This window comes from Streptomyces sp. NPDC058751 (assembly GCF_042746485.1).
Lineage (GTDB): Bacteria > Actinomycetota > Actinomycetes > Streptomycetales > Streptomycetaceae > Streptomyces.
Genome location: NZ_JBHYPZ010000062.1, coordinates 29,208 through 50,560, shown reverse-complemented (window position 1 = coordinate 50,560; position 21,353 = coordinate 29,208). Strand labels below are relative to the sequence as shown.

Genomic DNA, 21,353 nt, shown 5'->3' with positions numbered 1-21,353 from the left:
CGATCCCCCCGGGGTACCTGGTGAATTCTGCTTTGGGCGTTTCCCACCGCGGCCCCGCTCCTACTGGTTAATGTCCGGGCGGGGCCGTCGGCTCGGACCCCGGTCGACCGCCGGGGCCACTCTCCGTTTCGTGTTCCGCCGCTCTTCGGACGCCCCTCGTCGGGGAGCGGCCGTCCGGGCGGGACGGAGGTCCGTCGCGCGCCGCGTGGACGCGGTCGCTCAGAGCCCCGTGACCTTGCCGCTCCCGGAGATCTCGTAGACCAGCGTCACCGTGCGGTGTCCGCCCGGTGACAGGCGTACGTCCCAGCGGGCGATGCCGTCGGCGTCGACCCCGTCGGGCTCCGGCGCGCACGCTTCCTTGCGCAGCCGCACCTCCACCGCCGAGACCTCGGAGACCGGGATCCGTTCCCGCAGCGAGACGACCTGCTCGCCCTGTTCGCCGGGGGCCGAGAAGCGGGACAGATGGATCCTGACCGTACGGGTGACGACGGTTCGCTGGGTCAGCGAGGCGGTGTCCCGGGTCTCTTCGGTCCGCCGGACGACCCGGTAGTCGTCGTGGCTGCCGAAGGCGAGCTCGACGGGGGCACCGGGAGCGGTGAAGTCCAGTGCGCCGCGGCCGGTGAACCCGCTGTCACGCACGAGGTCCACGGGCCCGGCCAGCAGTGCGTGACCGGACGTGTTGTCGAACCGCACGACCCGGGTGACCAGCGGTGACAGCTCGGGGGAGGAGGCGTACTCGCTCGTCGCGGCGCAGGTGGCGGCGGAGACCGGGACCCGGTGCGCACGGCCGTCCGTGGGCACGGAGACGGGCACGGGGGAGTGCAGCACGCGAGCCTGCCCGCCGTCGTCGACCCCTGGCAGTCCCAGTACCGGAACCGGGCCGATCTCCGCGATCTCCTCCTCCCGGAACTCCACGTCCACCGTGCGGCGTTCGGCGGCGGTGCGGTCCGTGAGCGTGAGACGGTCCTCGGTGAGCCGCGGCGGTTCGCCGGCCAGGGCCGAGCGGGCCGTCGACAGCGTCAGACGTACGTCCGACCAGTCCTCGCCCGTGCGCTGCCAGACCATCGCGTCGGTCTCCAGGGCCAGCGAGTCCCCGTCGAGCACGGCCCGGTAGGCGGGGCGCCACAGCGCACACGGCGTGAGATGGCTCAGACGCAGCCGGGCCGGCCCCGCCTCCGTGGCCCGTACGGTCAGCTCGACATGGCCGAGCAGTTCGGCGGGCTGCTCCTCGGCGAGGTCGAGTGCGCTGTACGTGTCCGTGATCTCGTTGGACACGTTCTCCAACTCGGCTTCCACGGAGCGCAGTTCCTCGCCGTACGTGTCACGCTCGCTGTCCACGCGGTCCAGTTCACGGGTCCAGCGGCCCTCGTCCGGCTCCCCGAAGCCGGTCCCTTCGGCGATGTCACGCAGCAGATCGGTGGCCAGCCGGCCGAGTGCCTCGAGGCGGGCGTGCAGCCGGTCGCGACGCCTGCCGAGGGCGAGTCGCTCGTCCTCGAGCGCCTGCGCGCGCAGCCGCAGGGCGGAGTCGTCGGGGGCGGGCAGCGGCCCGCGCGGCGTCCAGGCGCGGACGATCCGCACGTCCAGGACGGTCGGCCGGTGCTCGCCGGCCAGTTCGGCGTGGAGGGTACGGTCGACCGCGAGCGCGCTGATCGGCCCGAGACGCAACTGCTGGACACCGGCGCTCAGTTCGAGGTCGGTGGTGCGCTCGATGTGGGCGCGGTCCTCGAGACAGGTGACGGCGGTGACGGGCAGCGGGATCGGCTGGGGGTACGTGGGCATGGTGGGTCAGCTCCTGCGGTTGCCGCCGACGATGGCCTTGGCGGCCGGGACACGGATCTCGTAGCCGCCGTCGAGGGCGGCACCGCCCCCGGCGGGCAGGTCCACCCGCCAGACGCGGGTGCCCGGTGCGAGGCTGTCGGGTCCGGTGTTTTGCCGGGGTGTCGTCCAGTCGGCCCGCTCCTCGATCCGGACGTCGGCGTGGGAGGTGACCGGCACCTGTTCGTGGACCTCGACGACGACGGGCCGCGCGAGCCGGTTGGCCAGTTCGACGTGCACGCGATGGTCGAGCACGGTGGTGTTGCCGCGCAGGCCCGACGTCGACTCGCGCAGGTTCGTCCGCCGGGTGACCCGGATGCCCTCGGCGGGTCCGAGCCCCATCCGGCGGACACCGCCGGGGGCGAGGGTGGGCAGCGCGGCGGTCAGCAGGAACTCGTCGTCGACGGTGACCTCCACCGGACCGGCGAGCAGGGCCTGGTCGGTGACGTTGGAGAGCACCAGAGTGGCGTACGTCGTCTGCTCCACGGCCGGTACGCACAGGTACTCGGTGCGCAGACCGACCGGGATCTCGGTGACGGTGACCGTGTGCCAGGTGCCGTCCGAGGGGATGTCGGTGCGTGCGGTGGCGTCGAAGCGGTGGTCGAAGGAGCCCGCCGACTCCCGGGGCCGTACGGCGTGTCCGGGCAGCGGCAGCGCCGACACCGCCTCGGCACGCCGTCGGTACTCGACCGCCACGGGGTCGAAGGGGGTGTGGGGGAACAGCCTTCCCCGGCTGTCCGCGGGCACGTCGGGTCCGGACAGGACGAGAGCGGCGTAGTCGAGCTCCGTGTCGCTCGGCCGCGGCGGACCCGTCGTCACCGGCACGGGGGCGGGCGGCGGGGGCGGCGCGGCCGACCATCCGGGAGCCGCGGGAGCCGCAGGTGCCAGGCCGGCGGGGGCGGCGGCGCGCCGGGCGCGGGCGCCGGGCCTGCCCGGTCCCGCCCCCACGGGCCGCGCCGCGTCGGGCGCGGCACCGCCGAAGGCTTGCGGCGCGGCACCGGCGAAGGTCTGCGGCGCGGCCCCGGCGGGTGCCATGGGCGCGGCGGGCGGCATGCCGTATGCCGGTGGTGCCTGCAGTGGTGTGCCGTACACCGGTGGTGCCTGCGGCGGTGGGACGGGTCCGGCGGAGGCCACGGGCACGGCGGCCCCGGCGACGGCCCCGGCCAGGCCGGCCGGAGCCGGGCGGGGTCCTGCCGCGTCGTACCCGGTGAACAGGTCGGCGAGCCCTGCCGGTGGCTCACGCCAGCCGGAGGGCGCGGGGGCGGTCTGCCGCCTTCCGACCCGCAGGGAGCGCAGCCGGGGCAGATCGGTGCGGCGCCGCAGGTCCGCGGTGGCCAGGGCGATGCGCACCCCGGCCCAGTCCTCTCCGGTGCGCTGGGCGACCGAGGCACGCAGGACCAGGGTGCCGGAACCGTCACCCTGACGGTGGGCCAGGCGATAGGCCGGTACCCAGACGGCCCCCGGTACCCCGTACTCCAGCTCGAGTTCCACGTCCCCGGATCCCTCGAGCGTCAGTACCGCGCAGACCGTGGTGTCGACGTGCTGCGACGGCGCGTCGGTGGAGGCACGGTTCCAGCGGTCCAGGGCGATCGTGAACTCGTGCTCGGCGAGGCGCAGTTCCTCCTCGAGCTCGGCGAGACGCCGATGCAGGCCGGCGAGCCGTTCGTCGACGAAGTCGACGAGTCGCAGCCACGCGTCCACGGGTGTGGAACGGTGCGGGTCGTCGCGCCTGCGGGCCGGCGGGACCGGACGCAGTGCCGCCACCTCGGCGATCAGACCCTCGTGCCGGTCACGGCGGGCCCGGACGGCGGCGCAGACGTCGCGCAGCCGCTCCATCTCGTGCCGCAGGGCGTCGGCCGTGCCGGTGCCGGACGGTTCGGCGTCCACCTCCACCCGTACCTCGGTGACACGGACACCGTCGCCGCCGACGACCTTGGCGCGCAGCGAGTCCGGGTCCATGGAGCGGGGCAGCCCCGCCACCCGCACCCTGCCGTCCGGCGGCACGGTTCCCCGGGCCACCCTGCTGCAGAGCGCACCCTGCGCGTACACCACGACCGCGTCGAGCGTCGACGCCCATCGCCGTGTTCCCTCGGATCCCTCGGACTTCATGCGTTTCGCCCCCGTCCTGGTTCGTGCCCGGCGAAGCCTACGCGGTCGCGAGAGCCCTCCGCAGTGCCGACGTCCGGTTGCCGGGCGGGGCGCACGGGGCCCGCGGGCCGAGTCGACGGCAGGCCGTCGAGGGTTCATGGGGAGGGAGCCGAAAACGATCTCCCCCGGCCTGCCCCGGGGATAGGCTGGCGGCGGCCGCAAGCGGGGTGTCGCGCACCGTCGATGCCGGGCGACGCGCCAGCTCCGCAGGCCCGCACGGGGGCTTCAGCCACGGGAAGGGGCGTCGTGGAATCACTGGTCGGGGTGGGTTTGTTCCTGCTGCCGTTCGGGTGGTCGGGATGACGGGACTCGGATCCGTCGCCTGGCCGCCCGCCCCGATCAGGACCGAGCGGCTCGTGCTCCGCGAGCCCGAGGCCCGGGACCGTGCGGCGTTCATCGAGCTGCACGCCTCGCCGGAGGTGCACACCTACCTCGGCGGTCCCCGGCCGCGTGACGAGCTGGAGCGCGAGATGCCCGAGGTGCCCGCGCGGTGGCCGGGGAGTTTCGTCGTCGATCTCGACGGGGCGATGATCGGCCAGATCCTGCTCAGGAGGGCGACGGAGCACCGTCGCCCGGCTGCCGCGGGGAAGGCCGATCTCGGCTACCTGTTCCTGCCGGAGGCATGGGGGTTCGGGTATGCCGCCGAGGCGTGCGCGGCGGCACTCGACTGGTTCGACGGCGTCCTTCCCGGCGAGCCGGTGGTGCTCACCACCCAGACCGCCAACGTCGGCTCGATGCGCCTCGCGGCGAAGCTGGGGTTCACCGAGGTGGAGCGGTTCCGCGCCTGGGACGCCGAGCAGTGGCTCGGCTCGCGGCCTCCGGTCACGCCGTCCGTCTGAGCTCCTGCTCGACGGTCGCGGAGTCCCGGCGTGACAGGCGTGCCGTGGAACCGGTCCCGGTGGTCATCCGCCGGAGACGAGGAGGTCGAGCAACTCCCGGCCCGCGGTGTCGTCGCGTCGTGCCGGCTCCGTGTCGGGAGCCGGGGCGGCGCGGGGTCCGTCGGGTACGAGGGACAGGACTTCGGCGAGTGCGCGGTCGCCGACGCCTTGTCCGTCGTACAGCCGCGGGCTGCGGACGAAGGCCAGGGTCGCCGCAGCCAGTACCCCCGTGACATCGCCGCGCCGGGACCACAGACCGGCGAGGAGCCGGTCGACGGCCTCTCCCAGGCCGTCGGTGCGACGCAGACCGATCAGCGAGCCGAGCGTCGCCCCGCCCAGCTCCGCGAACCCTTCACCGGTGAGCGCAGCGACCACCGCCTCCGTCTCCGTGTCTTCCGGCTGAGGGCTTCCGAGGGGCGGCAGTACGGGTGTGGCGCCGCCGGGACCGGTGGCGAGTGCGGCTCGGCAGACGAGCAGGCGCGTGCGGAGCGGCGGATAGGTGCCGTCGCCCGTTCCGCCGGTCCGTCCGGCGCCGTTGAGCATGTCGCCGAGCGCCCACACGTAGGCCTCTCCGCACGCGAGTGTCGCGCACACGTCGGCGAACGTCTCGCCCAGCCACCCTTTCCAGCGCGCGATGCCCTCCTCCGCGAGCCCGGAGCGCTCCTCCAGGCGGGTGCGCAGCGGCTCGGCGAGGGCGAAGTCGTCCTCGATGTGATGGCCGGTCTCGTGCGCGACGGCGAGGAGCGTCGGCAGGTGGTGGCCGGCGGACCAGGGGACGCCGACGAGCGGGAACGGCAGGTACCGGCTCGCCCGGCGTCCGCCGAGGGTGCGTTGCCTTCCCGCGGGCAGCAGGTCCTCGAAATCGCTGCCCCGGGGCGTGGCGAAAGGCACGGGGTGCCGGTTCAGGAAGACGAGCGGAGGCTCTTTGAGGCCCGAACGGTCCGGTACGGCGTCGCGCACGGGGCCGTAGACGGCCCAGGCCAGTTCGTCGGCCGCGTCGAGGAACGTCCGGTAGCGCGGGATGTGGCGGGCGAGCAGCTTGGTGCGGAAGAAGTCCCACAAGTGGTGGAGGTCGAGGACGAGTTCGGGCGCGCGCTGTTCGTGCTCGGCCGGCGGCAACTCCTGTAGTCGCCGGAGCGCCCCGGACACGACCCGTGCGGCACTCTCGATCTGGGACCGGTGCTTTTCCCATGGGTCCTTCCGCCTCGCGGCGAGGATCCAGTCCTCCAGCTCGTCCGTCAGGCCGCTGGTGAGGTGGCGTACCTCGGCTTCACGACGGGCGCGGTAGCCGGCGTCTTCCGCCGGACGACCGGTGTCGGGGTCGGCCGTCAAGGTGCGGGGGCCGTTTCGGGTTCGGAGATCTTCAGGGCGGCGGGGCTCGCGAACAGCGAGACGCAGGCCGCTTCGAGGACGCCGTCGCCCCAGTCCGCGCCCGCCGGGTCGAGTGCCGTGCCGTCGGCCGCACGGCGCAGTCGTGAGGACAACTGCAACAGGGAGATGTCTCCGGCGGCGGCCCGTGCCAGGAGCTCTGTCTGACGGCTGCCTGCCCGGGTGAGGAGCCCCGCTCCGAGCACCGTCGGCGCGAATCCCGAGGAGAAGAGGGTGGCCGCGAACAGATTGCGGAGCACCACCTGCAGGGGGATGTCCGCGGGCGATCCGGGCGGCGGCGGATCGAGGACGACCAGCGGCTGTGTGCCCGGTTCGAACTGCGTCAGCCACTCGGTGAGCAGGTCCGGTGTGAGATCGGAGCCCATGGCCGCCCGGGCGAGCCGTTCCCCGTGGCTCAGGCGGGTGGCGGACAGCTCGAAGCAGGGAACGGTGCCCCCCTTGAGGCGGAGCGGGGCATGCACGTGCACCACGGCCGGCGGACTCTTCAGGGTGGGCAGACCTGCTGACGCGTGGATCACCCGGACGTCGAAGCCGCGCATGCGGTAGCCGATCAGGCGGGCGGTGGAGGAGAGGGCCGAGGCGTCGTCCTCGGCCGAGCCGTCGTGCAGTACGAGGACCGTCCGGGTACCGGAACGCTTCTGCGCGAGCTCTCGGGCCCTCCTTATGAGCCTCCACGCCACGGCCACGGCCTCGATCGCGAGGACCGGCCCGCCCACCGCGGCCACGGCGGCTCCGAGCGCGCCCGCGGCGGCCATCTGGGTGCTGGTTCCCCAGACACCGTCGGTGGTCAGCTTCCTGTCCGTCCTGCTCGTCCTGTTCGCGTTGAGCACCGCCTGGACCGCCCGCACGTCGACGGTCTCCGCCGCCTGCGGCAGCGTGCGGTAGACGGCCGCGGTGTCGTCCCGGAGCGCGAGTTCCCAGGGGAAGGCGTGCAGCCAGGCGTCGTCGGTCTGGATCCTGACGGTGTCGACCGGTGGGGTGGCCCGTGCGTGACGCTGCAGGGAGGAGGAATTGGCGGACACGGCGTTGCGCCAGTCGGCGTACAGGGCGTGAGCCGTCGGCAGCGGCGCGTAGGTGATCCGGAAGGAGGGGTCCACGCGGTAGACGTCCTCGTGCTCGGACCGGGCGAGTTCCACCGAGGGAGGGGAGTCGTCCTCCGGTGGGTACCCGAGGGTGGACGACATGCGCAGGGCGGCCAGGCGCGTCGACTCGTCGTGGTTCACGAGGGCGATGGACCGCAGGATGTACTGCGTCCACAGAGACGGCCGGTGCACCTCGCTCACGTGCTCCGAAGCACGCGTCAACAAGGCCCGTTTGCCGTCGGCGTCGCTTTCCGTCAGCGCGAGCATCCAGTGCGCGGTCGCCTTCAGCAGGGGGGACCGCTGTGTGGCGGCCTTGGCGCAGAGCGAGCGGCTGAGCGGGCCCTCGGGGACGCCCATGACACGGATCTGGGCCCGTGCCCAGGCCCAGGTGGGCAGGGGATCCCGCGTGTCCGCCGAATCCGCGAGGACCCGGTACGCCGCTGCCACCAGCCGGTTCGCCTCCTGGTGACGGCCCGACACACGCTCGAACTCCGCCAGCTCGGCCAGCCGGAGGCAGTGGTCGACGTCCGTGTGCGGCCCGTCGGTCAAAGGGGCGAAAAGCGGCCGGAGCCGTTCGAGCTCGGGCACGGGGTCGCCTTCGGGAGCGGGGCAGCCCGAAAGGGCTTCGAGCGCGCCCAAGCGGGCTTCGGGCGGTTCCACGGCGGCGAGGGCCTCGGCCAGGGCCGGGGCGCGTGAAGGGTCGGCGATGACGGCGGCCACGCCGCCGTCGAGCAGGTCCTTGCGCGAGCGCAGGGGGACCTCCAGGAGCGAGGGGTCCGCCACGGCGTACCCCCTGCGGGACATCTCGCGCCACAACAGCGCGGCGGGAACGGCGAGTTCCCCGGAGGTGTCCACCGTCCGCAGTTGTCCGAGGATGTTCGCCGCCCGGTGGAGGTCGCCCAGCGACCGGGTGAGGAAGCGGGCGTAGGCGAGCAACGTCGGCGGATGGCCGTCCGGGTGTCCCAGATCGCTCCAGAGTCCCGCGGCTCGGGCGAAGGACCGCTCCGCCTCGTCCACCGCCAGCAAGCGCCCCTCGACGACCGCGCGCACCACGGCGCACTCGGCCAGCCCGTGGTACCGAGTGGAGTCGTGGATGTCGGAGTGAGAGGTCTCTTCCGCCTTGTCCAGGGCCTTCAGGGTGCGGATCGAGCGCCCCAGCAGGAGGTGCGCCCGGGCCTCGGCCAGATGGGCCTCGACGCGCTCGGCCGGACGCAGCGCGCTCACGTCGATGTCCCGCAGCGTGCGCAGGGCGGCACTCGGAGAGTACGAGGCGAGCTCGGCACCCGCTCTGCGCAGCAGCGCCCGGTTCTGCAGTCGCGTGGAGGGCTGCTGCGCGCCGATGCCCGGACCGTAGGACGTGGCCACGTGGTTGTGGAGTACGACGGCTTGGCCGATGTGGCCCTGGGCCTGGAGGTTCGCGGCCAGTTCCAGCGAGATCCGGGCCTCGCTCTCGGCGCCGCCCCGGGTCCGGGCGGTGTCGATCGCGGCCCGGTAACTGACTTCGGCCTGCGGGTCGCTCGTCCGGGCCTGGATGCGGGAGAGCAACACCTGGAACTCTTCCCGCAGTTCGTCGCGCACCCCGGTCTCGAGGGCGTTCCCGACCGCCTGCGCCGCCCTGCCGAGGTGGCCGCGGCCGTAGAGGACGAGCGCCCGCAGATAAGCCTCGCGATCCAGTATGCCGAACGGCCGGTCCGCCACCCGGCGCAGTCTGCGTACCAGGGCGAGCCGGCGTTCGACCTCGTTCCAGGCGGGGTCGGACGGGTTGACGGAAGGAACGTTCAGATAGCTGCGCGCGGCGACCGCGGCGATGGCGAGGTGGGCGTCGGCGACGGCCCTGTGGCTGATCAGCAGCCGGCCGTCGAGGCGGAGCCGGGGAAGGCCCTCGTCGAGGTATTCGTCGCCGAGCACCTCCTCGCACAGCTCCAGGACCTGCTCGACCCGGCTGCCGTCCGCGTCGGCCTTCCGGACGGCGCTCGCCCACGTCGAGTCGGCCTGCGGGTCTCCGGCCTGGAACCGGTGGTACGTCGCCTCCTTCATGTACGTGACCCACTGCTCGGGGTGTGCCCTGCCCAACTCGTCGAAGTGCGCGATGAAAGCCCGGTGCAGCCGCTCGAAGACCTGGTGGCCCGAGATCAGGAGGCGCATCGGTGCCAGGACGTTCGGATGGAAGATGACGGTGTCGTCGTCACCCGCGTGCCGTGAGACCCACGCCGAGGTGCCGGCGTAGTCGAGCAACCGCTGCCAGGCGCGGTCCAGTTCCTCGTCGGTGGGCTCGGCCGCCGCGAAGGGGAAGACGGCGTCACTGCCCCGAAGGTGGTGGTCGTCGTGACGCGGGTCGTCCGCGTCCGAGGTGTCGGTCATGCCCTGGGCCAGCCAGGAGCGCATGACCGTGAACACGTCTTCCCGGCGCAGACGCCGGGGGACCACCCCGTAACGCAGCAGCCAGCGCACCGCCGGGTCGTCGATGCGCTGCACCACCCGCTCGATCAAGTAGCGCACCAGGGGCTCCTGGCAGGCCTTGAGGTCCGCGGCCCCGATCGTCGGATCCTGCTCGATGAGATCGGCGAACAGGGCCAGGGTGAACGGGAGCCCCTTGGACCTGTGTGCGGCGACCCGCACCAGAGCGCTGTTCGTGATGCCGCGGAGCCCCGCGAGGTAGGCGTGTGACTGGGCCGTGCTGAACCTGCGGACCTGGATGTGCTGGACCTCCTTGCGCCGGAAGGCCCTGAGCGCCTGGGGCAGGTGCCGGCGGAGGTTGTAGCGGCCGGCGAGGACCAGCCGCAGGTTCGGGCAGAGCCTGACGAGCTGGCCGAGCATCCGCAGCGTCCGCTCCGTCTCGCCGTGGCCGTGCAGCAGGAGCTCTTCCAGCGTGTCGACCACCAGGACCACCGGACGATCGGGACGTGCCCGGTTGAGACGCTCGGCGAAGGCCTCCAGGACCTCCTCCTGCACCGCTTCGGTGTCGAGGGTGTCGATGTGGGCGGCGGTCTCCTGCGCGGGCGCGGAGGAATGACGGCTGAGGAGGATCCTGTACGCGGAGTAGGAGTCGAGCCTCTCGAAGGCCCGGCCCGGAAGCCTCAGTTCGAGCTGCTCCGCGATCTCCAGCAGCAGGAGCCACGGATGCCGGCCCACCGCGTGCGTGTTGACGACGTCGAAGTCGATCCGGGCGCACAGGACGTCCCGTTCCTTCGGTACGCAGAAGCGGGCCACCAGCCATCGGAGCTGCATGGTCTTCCCGGCGCCTCCGGGGGCGTGCATCTGCCACACCCGCCGCTGTCCGGCCAGGAGGCGTTCGGCGTCCTCGACCAGTCCGGCGGGTTGGAGGAACTGGGCGGAGCGCGAGTAGTCGGCGGCCCAGTAGTCGCGTGCGCGCACGTATCCGGCGCAGTCCAGGCGCAGTCGGTCGACGCCGTCGTCGGTGAACGAGAGCCGGTCGGGGTCGCCGAGCGCGTCCACCAGGTCCTTGCACGCGGCGAAGTCACGCCGGGCGTCCGCCGCGGTGAACCGTTCGTGGAAGAGGGCGAGGGCGTTCTCCGGCTGCGCCAGCAGGAGATGCCGTACCTCCTCCGCGTGGTCGCGGACCCCGCGGTGAACGCCGGCGATCCGGAGTTCCAGCGCGAGGAGTCCGGCGGGAAGCGTGTCGCCGCCCGACTCCTGCGCCCATTCGAGGAAGTAGGCACGCCGGTTCGCGCCCGGCAGGGCGAACCGGCCGGGCTCGGAGCCGACGGGTTCCACCGCGTGGGCGCGGACCAGTTCCTCCAGCCCCGGACTCGCGGGTTCCTCGGCGAGGGCGTGCGGATACAGCACTTCCTCGAAGAGGGCCGTGTCGAAGGTGCGGGCGACGGCGCAGGCCCGCAGGGCGGCGGTCCAGTGCGCCGGACGCAGCGAGCGGCTGATGGCCTCCAGGCTCTCACCGGAGGCGAGTCGGCGGGTGATCTCCGCGAGGACGTCGGTCATCGCCGTGCCTCCTGAAGGTGCGCCGCACCCCATTGGGGCACGATCCCCACCAGCTGTGAGAAGAGTTCCACGTTGAAGTGCTGTTCGAGGTTCTTGTGGAGTGCCTCCAGCAGCTCGACGACCGTTTCGTCGGGCTGGACGCGCAGACGGCTCTGGTAGAGCCGTGCGAGCCGCATGAAGTGCGCGCTGTCGAAGTCCCCCACCCTGACCCGCGTGATCATGTGGGCGTCGGACTCCGGCAGCGCCCCGCCCACCCATGAGTCCGGGGCGACGAGGATCAGCCGCAACGGCGACGCCTGCCCGTAGGCGACGGGACGTACCAGGGACTTGTAGAGCACCTGCGTGAAGGCGCCCTGCATGACGCTCTCGGCGTGATCGAGGGCGATGACCAGCGGCCGTCCGTCGCTCGCCTTCTGCAGAGCGTGCAGGAACTCGCCGACGATGCGTTCCTTGCGCCCGTCACGGGGGTCACCGATCTCGTCGTTGAAGCGCCGTCCCTCGTCGTCGGCCGGCTCCAGCGTGCCGTTCGGCAGGACGGGGGCCTCGACGAGGTGATTGACGACCGCGTTGAACTCGCCGAAGGCCTGCGCGGGCAGGGGGCACAACTGCTCGGGAGAGGTGGCCTCCTGGCGTATCAGCCGGAGCGCCGTGAGCCAGTCCTTGTGCCGTGGGTACGCGTCCGTGCCATCCGCCCGTGCCGAAGCGGCCAACTGCGCGGCCAGGTTGACCGAGACCACGCGGTGTCCGCGCAGGAACCAGGTGACCAGACACCAGTTGGTCAGCCAACTCTTGCCCGTCTTGGCGAAATTGGCCTGCGAGTGGCCGCTGATCACCAGCACCGGACGGTCGGTCGCGTCCGTCGCCTGCCGGGGATCGTCGAGGGCCCACCAGGCCCGGCGCCGCTCGTCGGTACGTCCCACGAACCGCCCGAGGTCCACGTACTGCTTGTAGCGCAGAATGTCCTGGACCGAGGCCGTGGGCGGGGGCGCGAAGGTGATCGGCAGCACCGACCGGGGGTCTTCGCAGGTCAGCAGGACGGGCAGGGCCCACGCGCCGCTCTTGGGCGCCTGCCTGGCCAGTTCGGAGCGTGCGGCGGCCGCCGCCGTGTCGACGGGCTGGTCGGCGCCCAGCCTCTCGTAGAACGTGCGGGAGAAGACGACCGCACAGTCCGAGGCGATGTCGTCCTGCATCGACACCACGGCCCTGGATCCCGCGTCCAGGAAGGCCCGGGCCATCCCGCCCACCCAGTCCGCCGGATCGGCCTTGCCCGCGTGGCAGGCGTTGAGGACCACCAGCAGAGGCTTCCACGCCGTGAGGTCGGCGACGGCCCCTGCTTCCAGTTCCCATGGCTGGGGGCCCGGCTGTCGCGCCTCGCCCGGGGTGAAGACGAGCACGGGACTGCCTCTTCCCGGACGGGGCATGCCGTGCCCGATGTAGTGCACGACGTGCGGACGCAGCCTGTCGATGCGCTCGGCGAGCACGGCGGCGTTCGCGGGGACGTCGAGGACCTCCAGGTAGGTGCGTCCGGGCGAACGCTCCAGAGCGCCGGATATCGCGGCGAGTTCCTGCTCCGCGAGCAGCCGTTCGTCCTGAAGGGGCGTGCAGATGACCACCAGGACGCGCAGCGGGCCGAGTTGTGCCGAAGGGTCGTCGGCCCGTGGGACGACGGAACAGCCGCGTCTCCACAGCGTTTCGGGGTGACGCCACAGCCACCGGCCCCGGTGCCGCATCAACTCCCAGGGCAGTAATCGCAGTTCGGGGGGCTCCACGTCCAGGCGTACACGCCGCGGTGCCGCGTGCGACGCCGTCGCGGACAGCCACTCCTCGGCGAGAGCCCCACCGAGCAGCGCCGTGTACAGGCACTCGCCGGCGTGTTCGCGGTCCGCCTCACCGGCGCCGCGCTCGAAGGCCCTCACGAGGGTGTCCGGCTCCTCCAGCGGCCCGAGTCCGGCCGACACCGGAGGGCGGCCCGGTGCCGACAGCCGGACGACGTATCCGGGTGAGCCGTCGGCGGCTCCGGTGACGCGCAGTTCTATGTCGTCCGCGCCGGCCTCGGTGCGTGTGCCGCTTGCCATCGGGATCCTCGCGAAGTGCTTATGCCGTGGTGAAGCCGAGCGGGGGCTGCTCGGCGGGGGACACGTCCTCCAGGACCGCGCCCGGGTCGTCCTGCGCCTCCTCGAGGAGCACCGGAGGGACGGGCACGGGAGCGGCGCCGCGTCCTGGCTGACGCGGGCCGTAGTCCTTCCTCACCTTGCCGAACCACGCCTTGCGCAGGCGGACCACCCGGAAGAAGGGAGTGAGGTCGGTGCCCAGCCACTCCAGGCCGAGCGCCTGGCGGCCCTCGATCGACGCGTTCCCCGCGAGATCGGCGAGCACGGGCTGGACGGGTCCGGCGCCCGCCCTCACCCGCAGCTCGGCGAAGGCCCCGCTCTCCGTGGTGGTCAGCACCGTCCCGGAGGCGGCCGCTACGACGCCGGTGACGGCGAGCAGCGAGTCGTCCCAGTCCTCCCAGCCGCGGCTCACCAGAGCGGAGGCCAGCGCGCGCGTATCGGCGACCGTGGTCTCGGTCAGTCCGTCGTAGACGACGAAGGCCGTGTTGCCCTTCGTGAACCCGATGCGGGCTCCGGCGTCGGCGACGGCGAGGGAGGCGAAGCCGTCCGCGGCGGATCCCGCCGCCTTCAGGGACACGGAGACGGAGCCCTGCGCGTCATGCTTGTAGGTGTTCTCGGGCGTTCCGGGGCGCGAGTCGAAGGCGATGCCCCGGTCGACGAGGGTGCCCGCGGTTCGGACCCGGCCGTCCGCGTCGTGCAGGACGTCGCCCAGCGCGACGCGCTGTGACAGCGGCCACGACACCCACCAGCCCTTCCACACGTCGTCGACGGCGTGGCGGTACAGCTCGTAGGTGTCCTTCATGTCGTCCCCCGTTGCTGGTGCCTGTGCTCCGCAGGGTACGCGGGGGCGCACGCGCAGGGGCCAATTCCCCCTGAATCCGGCACGGTTACGAGGTGTGAGGTATGGGCAGACCTGTCGGCACCCGCCGATCCCGTACCGCTCGGTCCCGCCCTCGTCGAACACGAGCCGGGACGGTGATGCGACCGGTCGCATCACCGTCCCGGCGGACCGTGTCGCAGGGTCAGCGCGTCTTGTCCAGCTTGGCTACGGCCGCCGCGAGGCCGTTGGCCCAGAGCTGGTTGACGCGGGAGCGCTCGGCCACGTTCGGGTAGCGGTTGGTGCAGGACGTGCCCGGGCCGCCTCCCGACATCAGCTCGCTGCACGGACCGCTGTAGTGGTCCGGCAGACCCAGCACGTGGCCGGTCTCGTGAGCGGTGACACGGGTCGAGTCGTACTGCCGGTTCTGCGCGTAGTCGAGGAAGATGTAGCCGCGGCCGTGACCGTTCGTGGAGGCGTAGGACCCGCGTGAGTCATTGCCCTCGTAGTACGTGAAGTCCGCGCCGCTCGTCGTCGCCTGGAGCTTGACGTTCGACACGGAGCTGTTCCAGATCGAGGCGGAACTCGCTATCTGGGAGCGGAAGGACGGAGCCTGGGAGGCGTTGTAGTAGACGGTCACCGACGCGAGGGAGGGGTTGGCCGCCTGCCTCTTGGCGACCGACTTCAGCACGGCGTCGAAGAACGCCTTGTTGCCCGCGGTGCCTTCCGCCGAACCGGAGTACCGGGCGTTCACGGTGGCGGCGTGACCCGCCGGGGCCGACTCGGCCGACCGGGCGCTCGCCGGGGCCGCGGTGCCCAGCGCTGCGGATGCCAGACCGAGGCCGAGCGTGAGGGCCAGGAGTCTCCTGGAGGTCTTCGACTTCATGCGGGAGGACAGCATGCGTGGTACTCCTACTCGTTCGTGTGGGGTGGTGAACGATTGGTTCAGCAGGAGTCTCGGGGAGGCCGGGGAAGCTGTGGATGATGGCAACCGGGGATAGTGCGAAACTATCGGGGAGTCAACTCGTCTGGCTTCGTCGCGATTTGAACATCTGGTGCGCTGAATCGAGTCCCCATACTCTTCCCGCATGGAGCTCGAGGTGAGGCACTTACGCGCCCTGTGCGCCATCGCGGACGCGGGCAGCCTGCACAAGGCGGCCCGGGAACTCGGGGTGGCCCAGCCCTCGTTGAGCACCCAACTGCGCCGCATCGAGCAGGCGCTCGGCGCACAGCTCTTCGTCCGCGCGGGTACGGGCTGCCGTCCCACGCCACTGGGCCAGGCGGTGCTGAGCCGCGCCAGACCTCTCGTCGCCGAACTCGCCGCGATCGTCACGGAGACGAGGGCGGCGGTGGCCCGAGCCGCGGACGCGGACGTCCTGCGCATCGGCGCCACGGCGAGCCGGGCCCTGCCGGGCTGGCTGCGCCGGTTGCGCGCCCGCGTTCCCCGTACCGATCCCACACTCCGGATGGACGTCTCCGCGAACTCCCTGCTGCGGATGGTCGCCGGGGGATGGCTCGAACTGGCCTTCGTGCACGAGGTCGAGGGCAGCCCCCTGTACGTTCCGCCCGGGCTCTGTCTGCGCGTCCTGGTCGAACGCGAACCGCAGTTCGTCACCCTCGCCCCCGACCACCCCGCGGCGGAGCACTCCGAGGTGCGCCTCGCCGATCTCGCCGACGACCACTGGATGGTGGACTCCACCGTGGACGGCGAATGGGACGGCCTCTGCCGGGTCCTGCGCGACGCGGGGATCGAACCCGACCTGCTGCACGGCGACTACCTCACGGCGTACTCCCTGGCCGCCACCGGAGAGGTCGTCACGGTCAGCCAGCCCACCGCGCGCCCGCGCTCCGATGTCGTGGTCCGTCCTCTGCAGGGCGACCCGATAGGAGTGCGCCTGCTGCTCGCCGCCCGCTCCGAGGCCGAACTCGACCAGGGATACGAGGAATTGGTGGAGGCTTACTGGGAGGTGGCCCGTCAGGCACCGGCCTACCGCGCGTGGCTGGAGCGTTCGGGCACGCCGGAGGCCGCGCGAGGTCTGCGTGAACCCGGGACAGCCGTCACGGGGGAGACGCCCGGGCGGGTGCTCACGACGGAGCCGCGGCAGCGAGGATAGACGACGCCGAACGCCTCGGCCGGAGTGAGCCGGTTCTACCGGCCGGAGGGAACCACCGGTCCCCGGGCGATCAGGACGTCGGCTTCGTGGTGCCAGCCGAGGGAGGAGTAGAGGCGCTGGCCTTCCTCACTGGCGATGAGAAGACCGGTACGGGCGCCCTGGGCCACGGCCGCCTCCACCAGAGCGCTCATCAGGGCGCGGCCCAAGCCGCGTCGGCGGTGCGCCACGTCCGTCTCGATGCGATCGGCGATCGCATCGGCGCCGACCACGGCGATGGCGCCGCGCGCCGCCACCTCTCCGGAGGGGCCGTGAAGGGAGACGACCGTGACCGGTCCCTCCGTGCGGACCTCGCGCTCGTACGGCGCGGCGGGTGCGTGCTGCGGGTGCTCGGTCAGATCGGTCGTCATGAACCACTCGGACCGGTGGAGCAACTCCAGTCCGGCGGCGCCGACGAGGGCTTCGACGGTGTCCGGGCGCAGCGTGGGCACCGTGAGCCAGGTGGTCTGCCTCGCCGTGGCGACGGCTGCCGCCAGCCGTGTCAAGGACTCGGGCTCGTCATCCGCACGCAGCGCGAACACCTCGACCTCGCGGCCGGGTTGGTCGCACTCGGACCGCAGGCCGTCCCCGGCGGGTTCCACCGGCTCGGCCTCCGGCAGGGAGCGAGCCGCGGTCCAGCCGTTCAGCCAACGCCGTATCAGCGCTGGTTCGATCTTCGCCATCCGGCGATTAGAACATGACGGCAACGGCTGGACGGGCGAACGACCGTCCCCTGACAGACCAGAGGAGGACGGCTGTCCTGCGGCACGGACCGCCCATCCGATGGCATCTCCGTGAATCCCTGACAACTAGAGTGTGGGGCCGAGGCCGAGGCCGAGAGCGAGAGAGGGAGTGGTACTGGTGGACGAGGACGAGAGCATGCGCCTTTACGGTCTCCACCCGGTCGGCACCGACCTCGACGAAGTGCGCGAACTGCTGAGGGACCAGACGGAGCGTGAGCGACGCTCTCAGGGCAGGGGCGACACGCTGCTGATGAAGCTCTGCTGCGTCCAGTTGTTCAACGCCGGCGTCATCGACGACGTACTTCTCATCTGGAGCGCGAAGACCGCGAGTATGGACGCGGCCTGCTCGATCGACGTCCAGCTGCTGTGCGGACGGGGACTCGCCGAGACGAAGGCCTATCTCTCGCTCCTCCGCACACCCGAAGCGGAGGAGGCCCGCCAGCGGCTGCGCGAGTGCGAGGAGGCGGGCGACTTCGAGGACTTCTGCGTCGAGGAGTACTCGGCCCGGTACGCCGCCTACTACGAGTGAGGCGACCGGTCGCGATCCGGTTCCCGCGGCCAGGGCAGGGAAACCCCAGGCCGCAGCAGGGGTGTGGATAAAACCGGTACCGGCCCTCGCCACGTGGCCGCCGGGCGCGAACGTCCGGCGACCAAGACCGTGGCCACCGCGGAACGAGGGCGGTTCAGGAGACCACGGGAGCGGCGTCCGTGACCTCGCTCAGCCGGACCGTGCACAGCCCGCGGGGCTCGATCTTCACCTCCGTCACCTTGAGCTGGGTGCCCGGCGTGAGGATGTATTCCTCCTCGCCGGTGAAGGCGGAGAAGCTCTTGATCCCGACCGCCCGGGCCGGCGTCACCTCGAAGAGGGTCCGCTTGCCGCGACTGCCCAGGAACGCCCTGGCCACCTTCAGCTCGGAGGTGCACGAGGAGACGCCCCACCAGGTCACCGTCCGGCCCACCGGGTACTGCGCCCGAAGGTCCAGCGACACCCCGCGCCACAGCGGCTGTGTGTAGGCCGGCAGCTTCGAGACCGCCGAGAACAGCAGCCGCAGGTACGGCAGGTAGGGCGTGACCCTGGCGCGGTCGGGGGAGCGCAGAACGCTGTTGATCTCGCGGTAGAAGGCCGACTCGCAGGTGTAGAGGTGGAGCGCGGCGATCGCGTCGGCGGGCAGACCGCCACCGGCCACCTGGTCCGCACGCTGCTTGCCGAAGTCGTGGGAGCGCAGGATGTGCCCGGCGAGCCCGGACAGCGCCGCGGAGACCGGGGCGACGGCGTCCTGGAAGTCCATCAGCGGGGTGTCGAAGACACCGGTGATCGCGGGCAGGACGAGGCCCTCGTCCTTGACGCTGGTGAGGCGCTCCAGGTACAGCTGGTGCAGGTTCATGGTCGACTCGATGAAAGCGCCCATGCGCGCCGCGACACCCCCGTCCGCACCGCCCGCGCCGGCCGCCGTCTCGTTCCACCCCTTGCTCGGCAGCCAGTCGACGCCGTCGGCGCCCAGCGAGGCCAGGGCGTCGTTGACCTGGGTGAAGTGGTCGCCCTCGCAGAAGATGTCGCCCTGCGCCGCCGGGTTCGCGTGGTCGAGGTGCCGGACCTCTACGTCCGGGTATTTCTCCTGCAGCCGCAGGACGACCCGCTTCAGACTGCGGGCGTGCGCCCCCCACCACGCGAACACGACCCCGCGGTCCTCCTCGGGGGCGTCCTGCTTGGCCTTGAGGATCTCCTCGACGATCCGCTCGGCGACCGGCCGCCAGAACGCCGTGTGCTGGTCGGCCCCCATCGCCCCGTCACCGCTCGCGGTCAGCGACGCGTTCAGCAGCAGCACGCCCTGCGTCAGCATCGCCTGGAACCACTCCGGCGGCTGGACCGTGTCCCGCTCCTTCAACAGCGCCCGCACGTCGGCGATCGGGGTCTTCTTGACGATGCCGTACTTCCACATCGCCGCCGCCTTGATGAGGCACCGGATGCTGACGACCCGGCCGAACTGGCTGTCCTTCCAGTCGCTGAAGGTGTTGTCGAACATGGCTATGCCGGTGGCGCTCTCCGGCCGCGGGTACGGGTTCTGGCCGAAGACCACGACCTTCCACTTGTGCGGCGGGTTCGGCTTGAGCGCCTGGAACGTCAGCTCGCGGACCGGGACCACCTCGGGGCTGCGGCCCTTCCCGATGAACCGCGCGGCGTCCGGCTGCGCCTCGATGACCGGCTTCAGCAGCGGGAGCCAGGTCTCTCCACCGCCGTCGAACAGTTCGGTCAGGGCGAGGGGGTCGTTCGCATCGGGCTGGGACTGCGGCGGCTGTCCCGGAGCCGGGACGCCGGTCGTCGATCCGGTCATGGCGGAGGCGCTTTCGCTCGTCGTGGCAGGGGGAGAGGAGGGGGCGGCGGAGGGAGTGGGAGCCGCAGTTTCGGGCGCGGGCGCCGACGCAGGGGCGACGGGCGTGACGGCCGCCGGCGGCACGATGCGCACCCGCTGGTCGACGGGCGCGTTCTCGATCCCGTGCAGCTGGGAGATGATCGTGGAACGCAGCTCGTCGTCGTCCTCGAACCAGTGGTCGTGGAAGAGCGTGTAGCCGGTCCACATCAGATTGGCGCACACCCGGGCCGGCACCCGGCCGGTCTGCGCCCCCAACCCGACCAGCGCCACGGACCGGATGCTGCCCGGCTTCTTCCGGTTCTGCCGGTGGACGGCCTGGAAGGCGGCCGCGCACGCCAGCGCCACGTTCAGCGTGGCGCTCACGTTCTGCGAGGACCGCACCATCGTCGGCGTCGATATCAGGTACCGGGGGACGGCCGCGCCGGACGGGACGCAGACCGCGCTGCCCACCGGCATGGCTCCGGCGAACCGGTCACGGATCGCCCGCTGGACGCGCACCTGTATGCCGGACCCCAGGTACCGCTTGATGACGGCGTCGACCCCGCCGTCCATCCGGCCCCGGGAGTTCGTGGGGGTGACCCAGGCGTCGACGTCCTCGTCGAGGATCGAGCCCTTGCGGATCTCGATGCCGGGGGTGTCGGCGAACGCGGCGCGCCACGCCTCCACCACACGCTCGTTGACGTCCGTCAGCACCACCCTGAGCGCGGGCAGCACACTGCTCTCGGTCATCGTCCACTCCTGTCGTGCAACAGCGGTTCCAAGACCTCGAACGTATCTCCCACCACTGACAACGCAGCTCCGGCAAGGGGACGGTGACCTGCCGTCACGCTCCGGTGGACCCGTACCGACCGGTGGCCGCACACGTCCGTGCCCCACCGGTCGCGCACCCGCCGACAGGGGTACGCCGTCACCTGGGCCGGCACCGAGCAGAGCTGGGCCCCCGTAGACGAGACCGAACACCGAGCCCTCCTCGGTCTCACCGAGGACCGATCGTGGGCGGACTCCGGCGACATCGGAGTCTGCCCGCATTTCGTCTCCTCCGCCGGCCGGGGAGGAGTGCACCATGGCGCACATGCTGAACTACAACCTCGCCGTCCCCGACGTGGACGACGCCGGTGTCCTGTCCGCGCTGGTGGCCGAGGGCGACGAGCTCGACGTCCTGGTCGGGGCAGTGGACGACTGGTCCTTACCGACACCGGCACCGGGCTGGACGGTCGCCCATCAGATAGCCCACCTCGCGTGGGCGGACGCGAACGTACTCGGCGCCTTGCGCACTCCGGACGCGTTCGGCACCGAGCTCGGGCGGGCGGAGGCCGAAGGCGGCGAGTACGCGGACAGGGCCGCCGCCGCGGGAGCGGCCAGACCGCGGCCGGTGCTCCTGGAGGAGTGGCGGACCGGTCGGGCGGAACTGGCGGCGGCACTGCGCGACACGCCGTGGGACCACGCGTTCCCCTGGTACATGTCGAAGGTGACCCCGGCCCTGATGACCCCCCTTCGCCTGATGGAGACCTGGGCACACGGGCAGGACGTCTTCGACGCCCTGGGCGTGGCGCACCGTCCGACGGACCGGCTGCGGCACGTGGCGTCGCTGGGGGTGCTGGGACGGGCGCTGTCCTTCGCCGCCGTCGGACTGCCCGAGCCGGCTGATCCCTTCCGCGTCGAGCTGACAGCACCTGACGGACGGACCTGGGCGTGGGGCCCCGAGACCGCCGCGCAACGGGTACGGGGCAGCGCCATGGACTTCTGTCTGTGCGTCACCCGGCGTCGCCCCTGGTCCGAGACCGACATGACGGCGACCGGCGAGGACGCCCGGAAGTGGCTGGAGCTGGCGCGCGTCTTCCTCTGAAAGCGTGCCAGGGCCCTCCCGTCCACTGAACCGCGGAAGGACCTC

The 21,353-nt window shown here is 72.0% G+C and carries 13 protein-coding genes; 4 read left to right on the top strand and 9 right to left on the bottom strand.

Features of this window, described 5'->3' with window-relative positions:
* Nucleotides 1-219: 219 nt before the first annotated feature.
* Together ACFW6B_RS37870 and ACFW6B_RS37865 are read right to left on the bottom strand one after the other, a co-directional pair.
* The gene (locus ACFW6B_RS37870) at nucleotides 220-1,779 is read right to left on the bottom strand and encodes a mucoidy inhibitor MuiA family protein (protein WP_386603817.1); all 1,560 of its coding nucleotides are present in this window, start codon (nucleotides 1,777-1,779) and stop codon (nucleotides 220-222) included.
* Between the two features lie 6 nt (nucleotides 1,780-1,785).
* The gene (locus tag ACFW6B_RS37865) at nucleotides 1,786-3,924 is read right to left on the bottom strand and encodes a DUF4139 domain-containing protein (protein ID WP_386603814.1); all 2,139 of its coding nucleotides are present in this window, start codon (nucleotides 3,922-3,924) and stop codon (nucleotides 1,786-1,788) included.
* A 338-nt stretch (nucleotides 3,925-4,262) separates the two neighbouring features.
* On the opposite strand from ACFW6B_RS37865, the gene ACFW6B_RS37860 reads away from it, so the two are divergent.
* Nucleotides 4,263-4,802 (top strand): GNAT family N-acetyltransferase, encoded by a 540-nt coding sequence (locus tag ACFW6B_RS37860; RefSeq protein WP_386603812.1) that lies wholly within the window; start codon nucleotides 4,263-4,265, stop codon nucleotides 4,800-4,802.
* A 63-nt stretch (nucleotides 4,803-4,865) separates the two neighbouring features.
* Here ACFW6B_RS37860 and ACFW6B_RS37855 read toward each other — a convergent pair whose 3' ends face one another.
* The 5 genes from ACFW6B_RS37855 to snpA all read right to left on the bottom strand — a co-directional run bounded on the left by ACFW6B_RS37855 (nucleotide 4,866) and on the right by snpA (nucleotide 15,098).
* Nucleotides 4,866-6,173, bottom strand: a complete 1,308-nt coding sequence (locus tag ACFW6B_RS37855) for a hypothetical protein (protein WP_386603810.1) — start codon at nucleotides 6,171-6,173, stop codon at nucleotides 4,866-4,868.
* The gene (locus ACFW6B_RS37850; RefSeq protein ID WP_386603808.1) at nucleotides 6,170-11,269 is read right to left on the bottom strand and encodes a hypothetical protein; all 5,100 of its coding nucleotides are present in this window, start codon (nucleotides 11,267-11,269) and stop codon (nucleotides 6,170-6,172) included. Before ACFW6B_RS37850 ends, ACFW6B_RS37855 begins: the two co-directional genes overlap by 4 nt.
* Complete coding sequence (locus tag ACFW6B_RS37845; RefSeq protein ID WP_386603806.1) at nucleotides 11,266-13,344, bottom strand: CHAT domain-containing protein; 2,079 nt, start codon at nucleotides 13,342-13,344, stop codon at nucleotides 11,266-11,268. The genes ACFW6B_RS37850 and ACFW6B_RS37845 overlap by 4 nt, the downstream gene beginning before the upstream one ends.
* 19 nt (nucleotides 13,345-13,363) lie before the next feature.
* The gene (locus ACFW6B_RS37840; protein WP_386603804.1) at nucleotides 13,364-14,182 is read right to left on the bottom strand and encodes a hypothetical protein; all 819 of its coding nucleotides are present in this window, start codon (nucleotides 14,180-14,182) and stop codon (nucleotides 13,364-13,366) included.
* 220 nt (nucleotides 14,183-14,402) lie between these two features.
* The gene (gene snpA, locus ACFW6B_RS37835; protein WP_386603802.1) at nucleotides 14,403-15,098 is read right to left on the bottom strand and encodes a snapalysin; all 696 of its coding nucleotides are present in this window, start codon (nucleotides 15,096-15,098) and stop codon (nucleotides 14,403-14,405) included.
* 187 nt (nucleotides 15,099-15,285) lie between these two features.
* Here snpA and ACFW6B_RS37830 point away from each other — a divergent pair, with 187 nt between their 5' ends.
* On the top strand, nucleotides 15,286-16,311 hold the full coding sequence (locus tag ACFW6B_RS37830) for a LysR family transcriptional regulator (RefSeq protein WP_386603800.1): 1,026 nt from the start codon (nucleotides 15,286-15,288) through the stop codon (nucleotides 16,309-16,311).
* Nucleotides 16,312-16,346: 35 nt separating this feature from the next.
* Here the strand turns inward: ACFW6B_RS37830 and ACFW6B_RS37825 are convergent, their stop codons facing one another.
* Nucleotides 16,347-17,030 carry a GNAT family N-acetyltransferase gene (locus ACFW6B_RS37825; RefSeq protein WP_386603798.1) on the bottom strand — a complete coding sequence of 228 codons (684 nt, stop codon included), beginning with the start codon at nucleotides 17,028-17,030 and terminating at the stop codon, nucleotides 16,347-16,349.
* 178 nt (nucleotides 17,031-17,208) lie between these two features.
* Here ACFW6B_RS37825 and ACFW6B_RS37820 point away from each other — a divergent pair, with 178 nt between their 5' ends.
* Nucleotides 17,209-17,619, top strand: coding sequence for a hypothetical protein (locus tag ACFW6B_RS37820; RefSeq protein WP_386603796.1), 411 nt, complete (start codon nucleotides 17,209-17,211; stop codon nucleotides 17,617-17,619).
* A gap of 154 nt (nucleotides 17,620-17,773) precedes the next feature.
* Here ACFW6B_RS37820 and ACFW6B_RS37815 read toward each other — a convergent pair whose 3' ends face one another.
* Nucleotides 17,774-20,191 (bottom strand): ADP-ribosyltransferase domain-containing protein, encoded by a 2,418-nt coding sequence (locus ACFW6B_RS37815; RefSeq protein ID WP_386603794.1) that lies wholly within the window; start codon nucleotides 20,189-20,191, stop codon nucleotides 17,774-17,776.
* A gap of 334 nt (nucleotides 20,192-20,525) precedes the next feature.
* On the opposite strand from ACFW6B_RS37815, the gene ACFW6B_RS37810 reads away from it, so the two are divergent.
* A complete protein-coding gene (locus ACFW6B_RS37810; RefSeq protein ID WP_386603792.1) occupies nucleotides 20,526-21,308 on the top strand; it encodes a TIGR03084 family metal-binding protein in 783 nt (260 codons plus the stop codon).
* Nucleotides 21,309-21,353 lie beyond the last annotated feature (45 nt).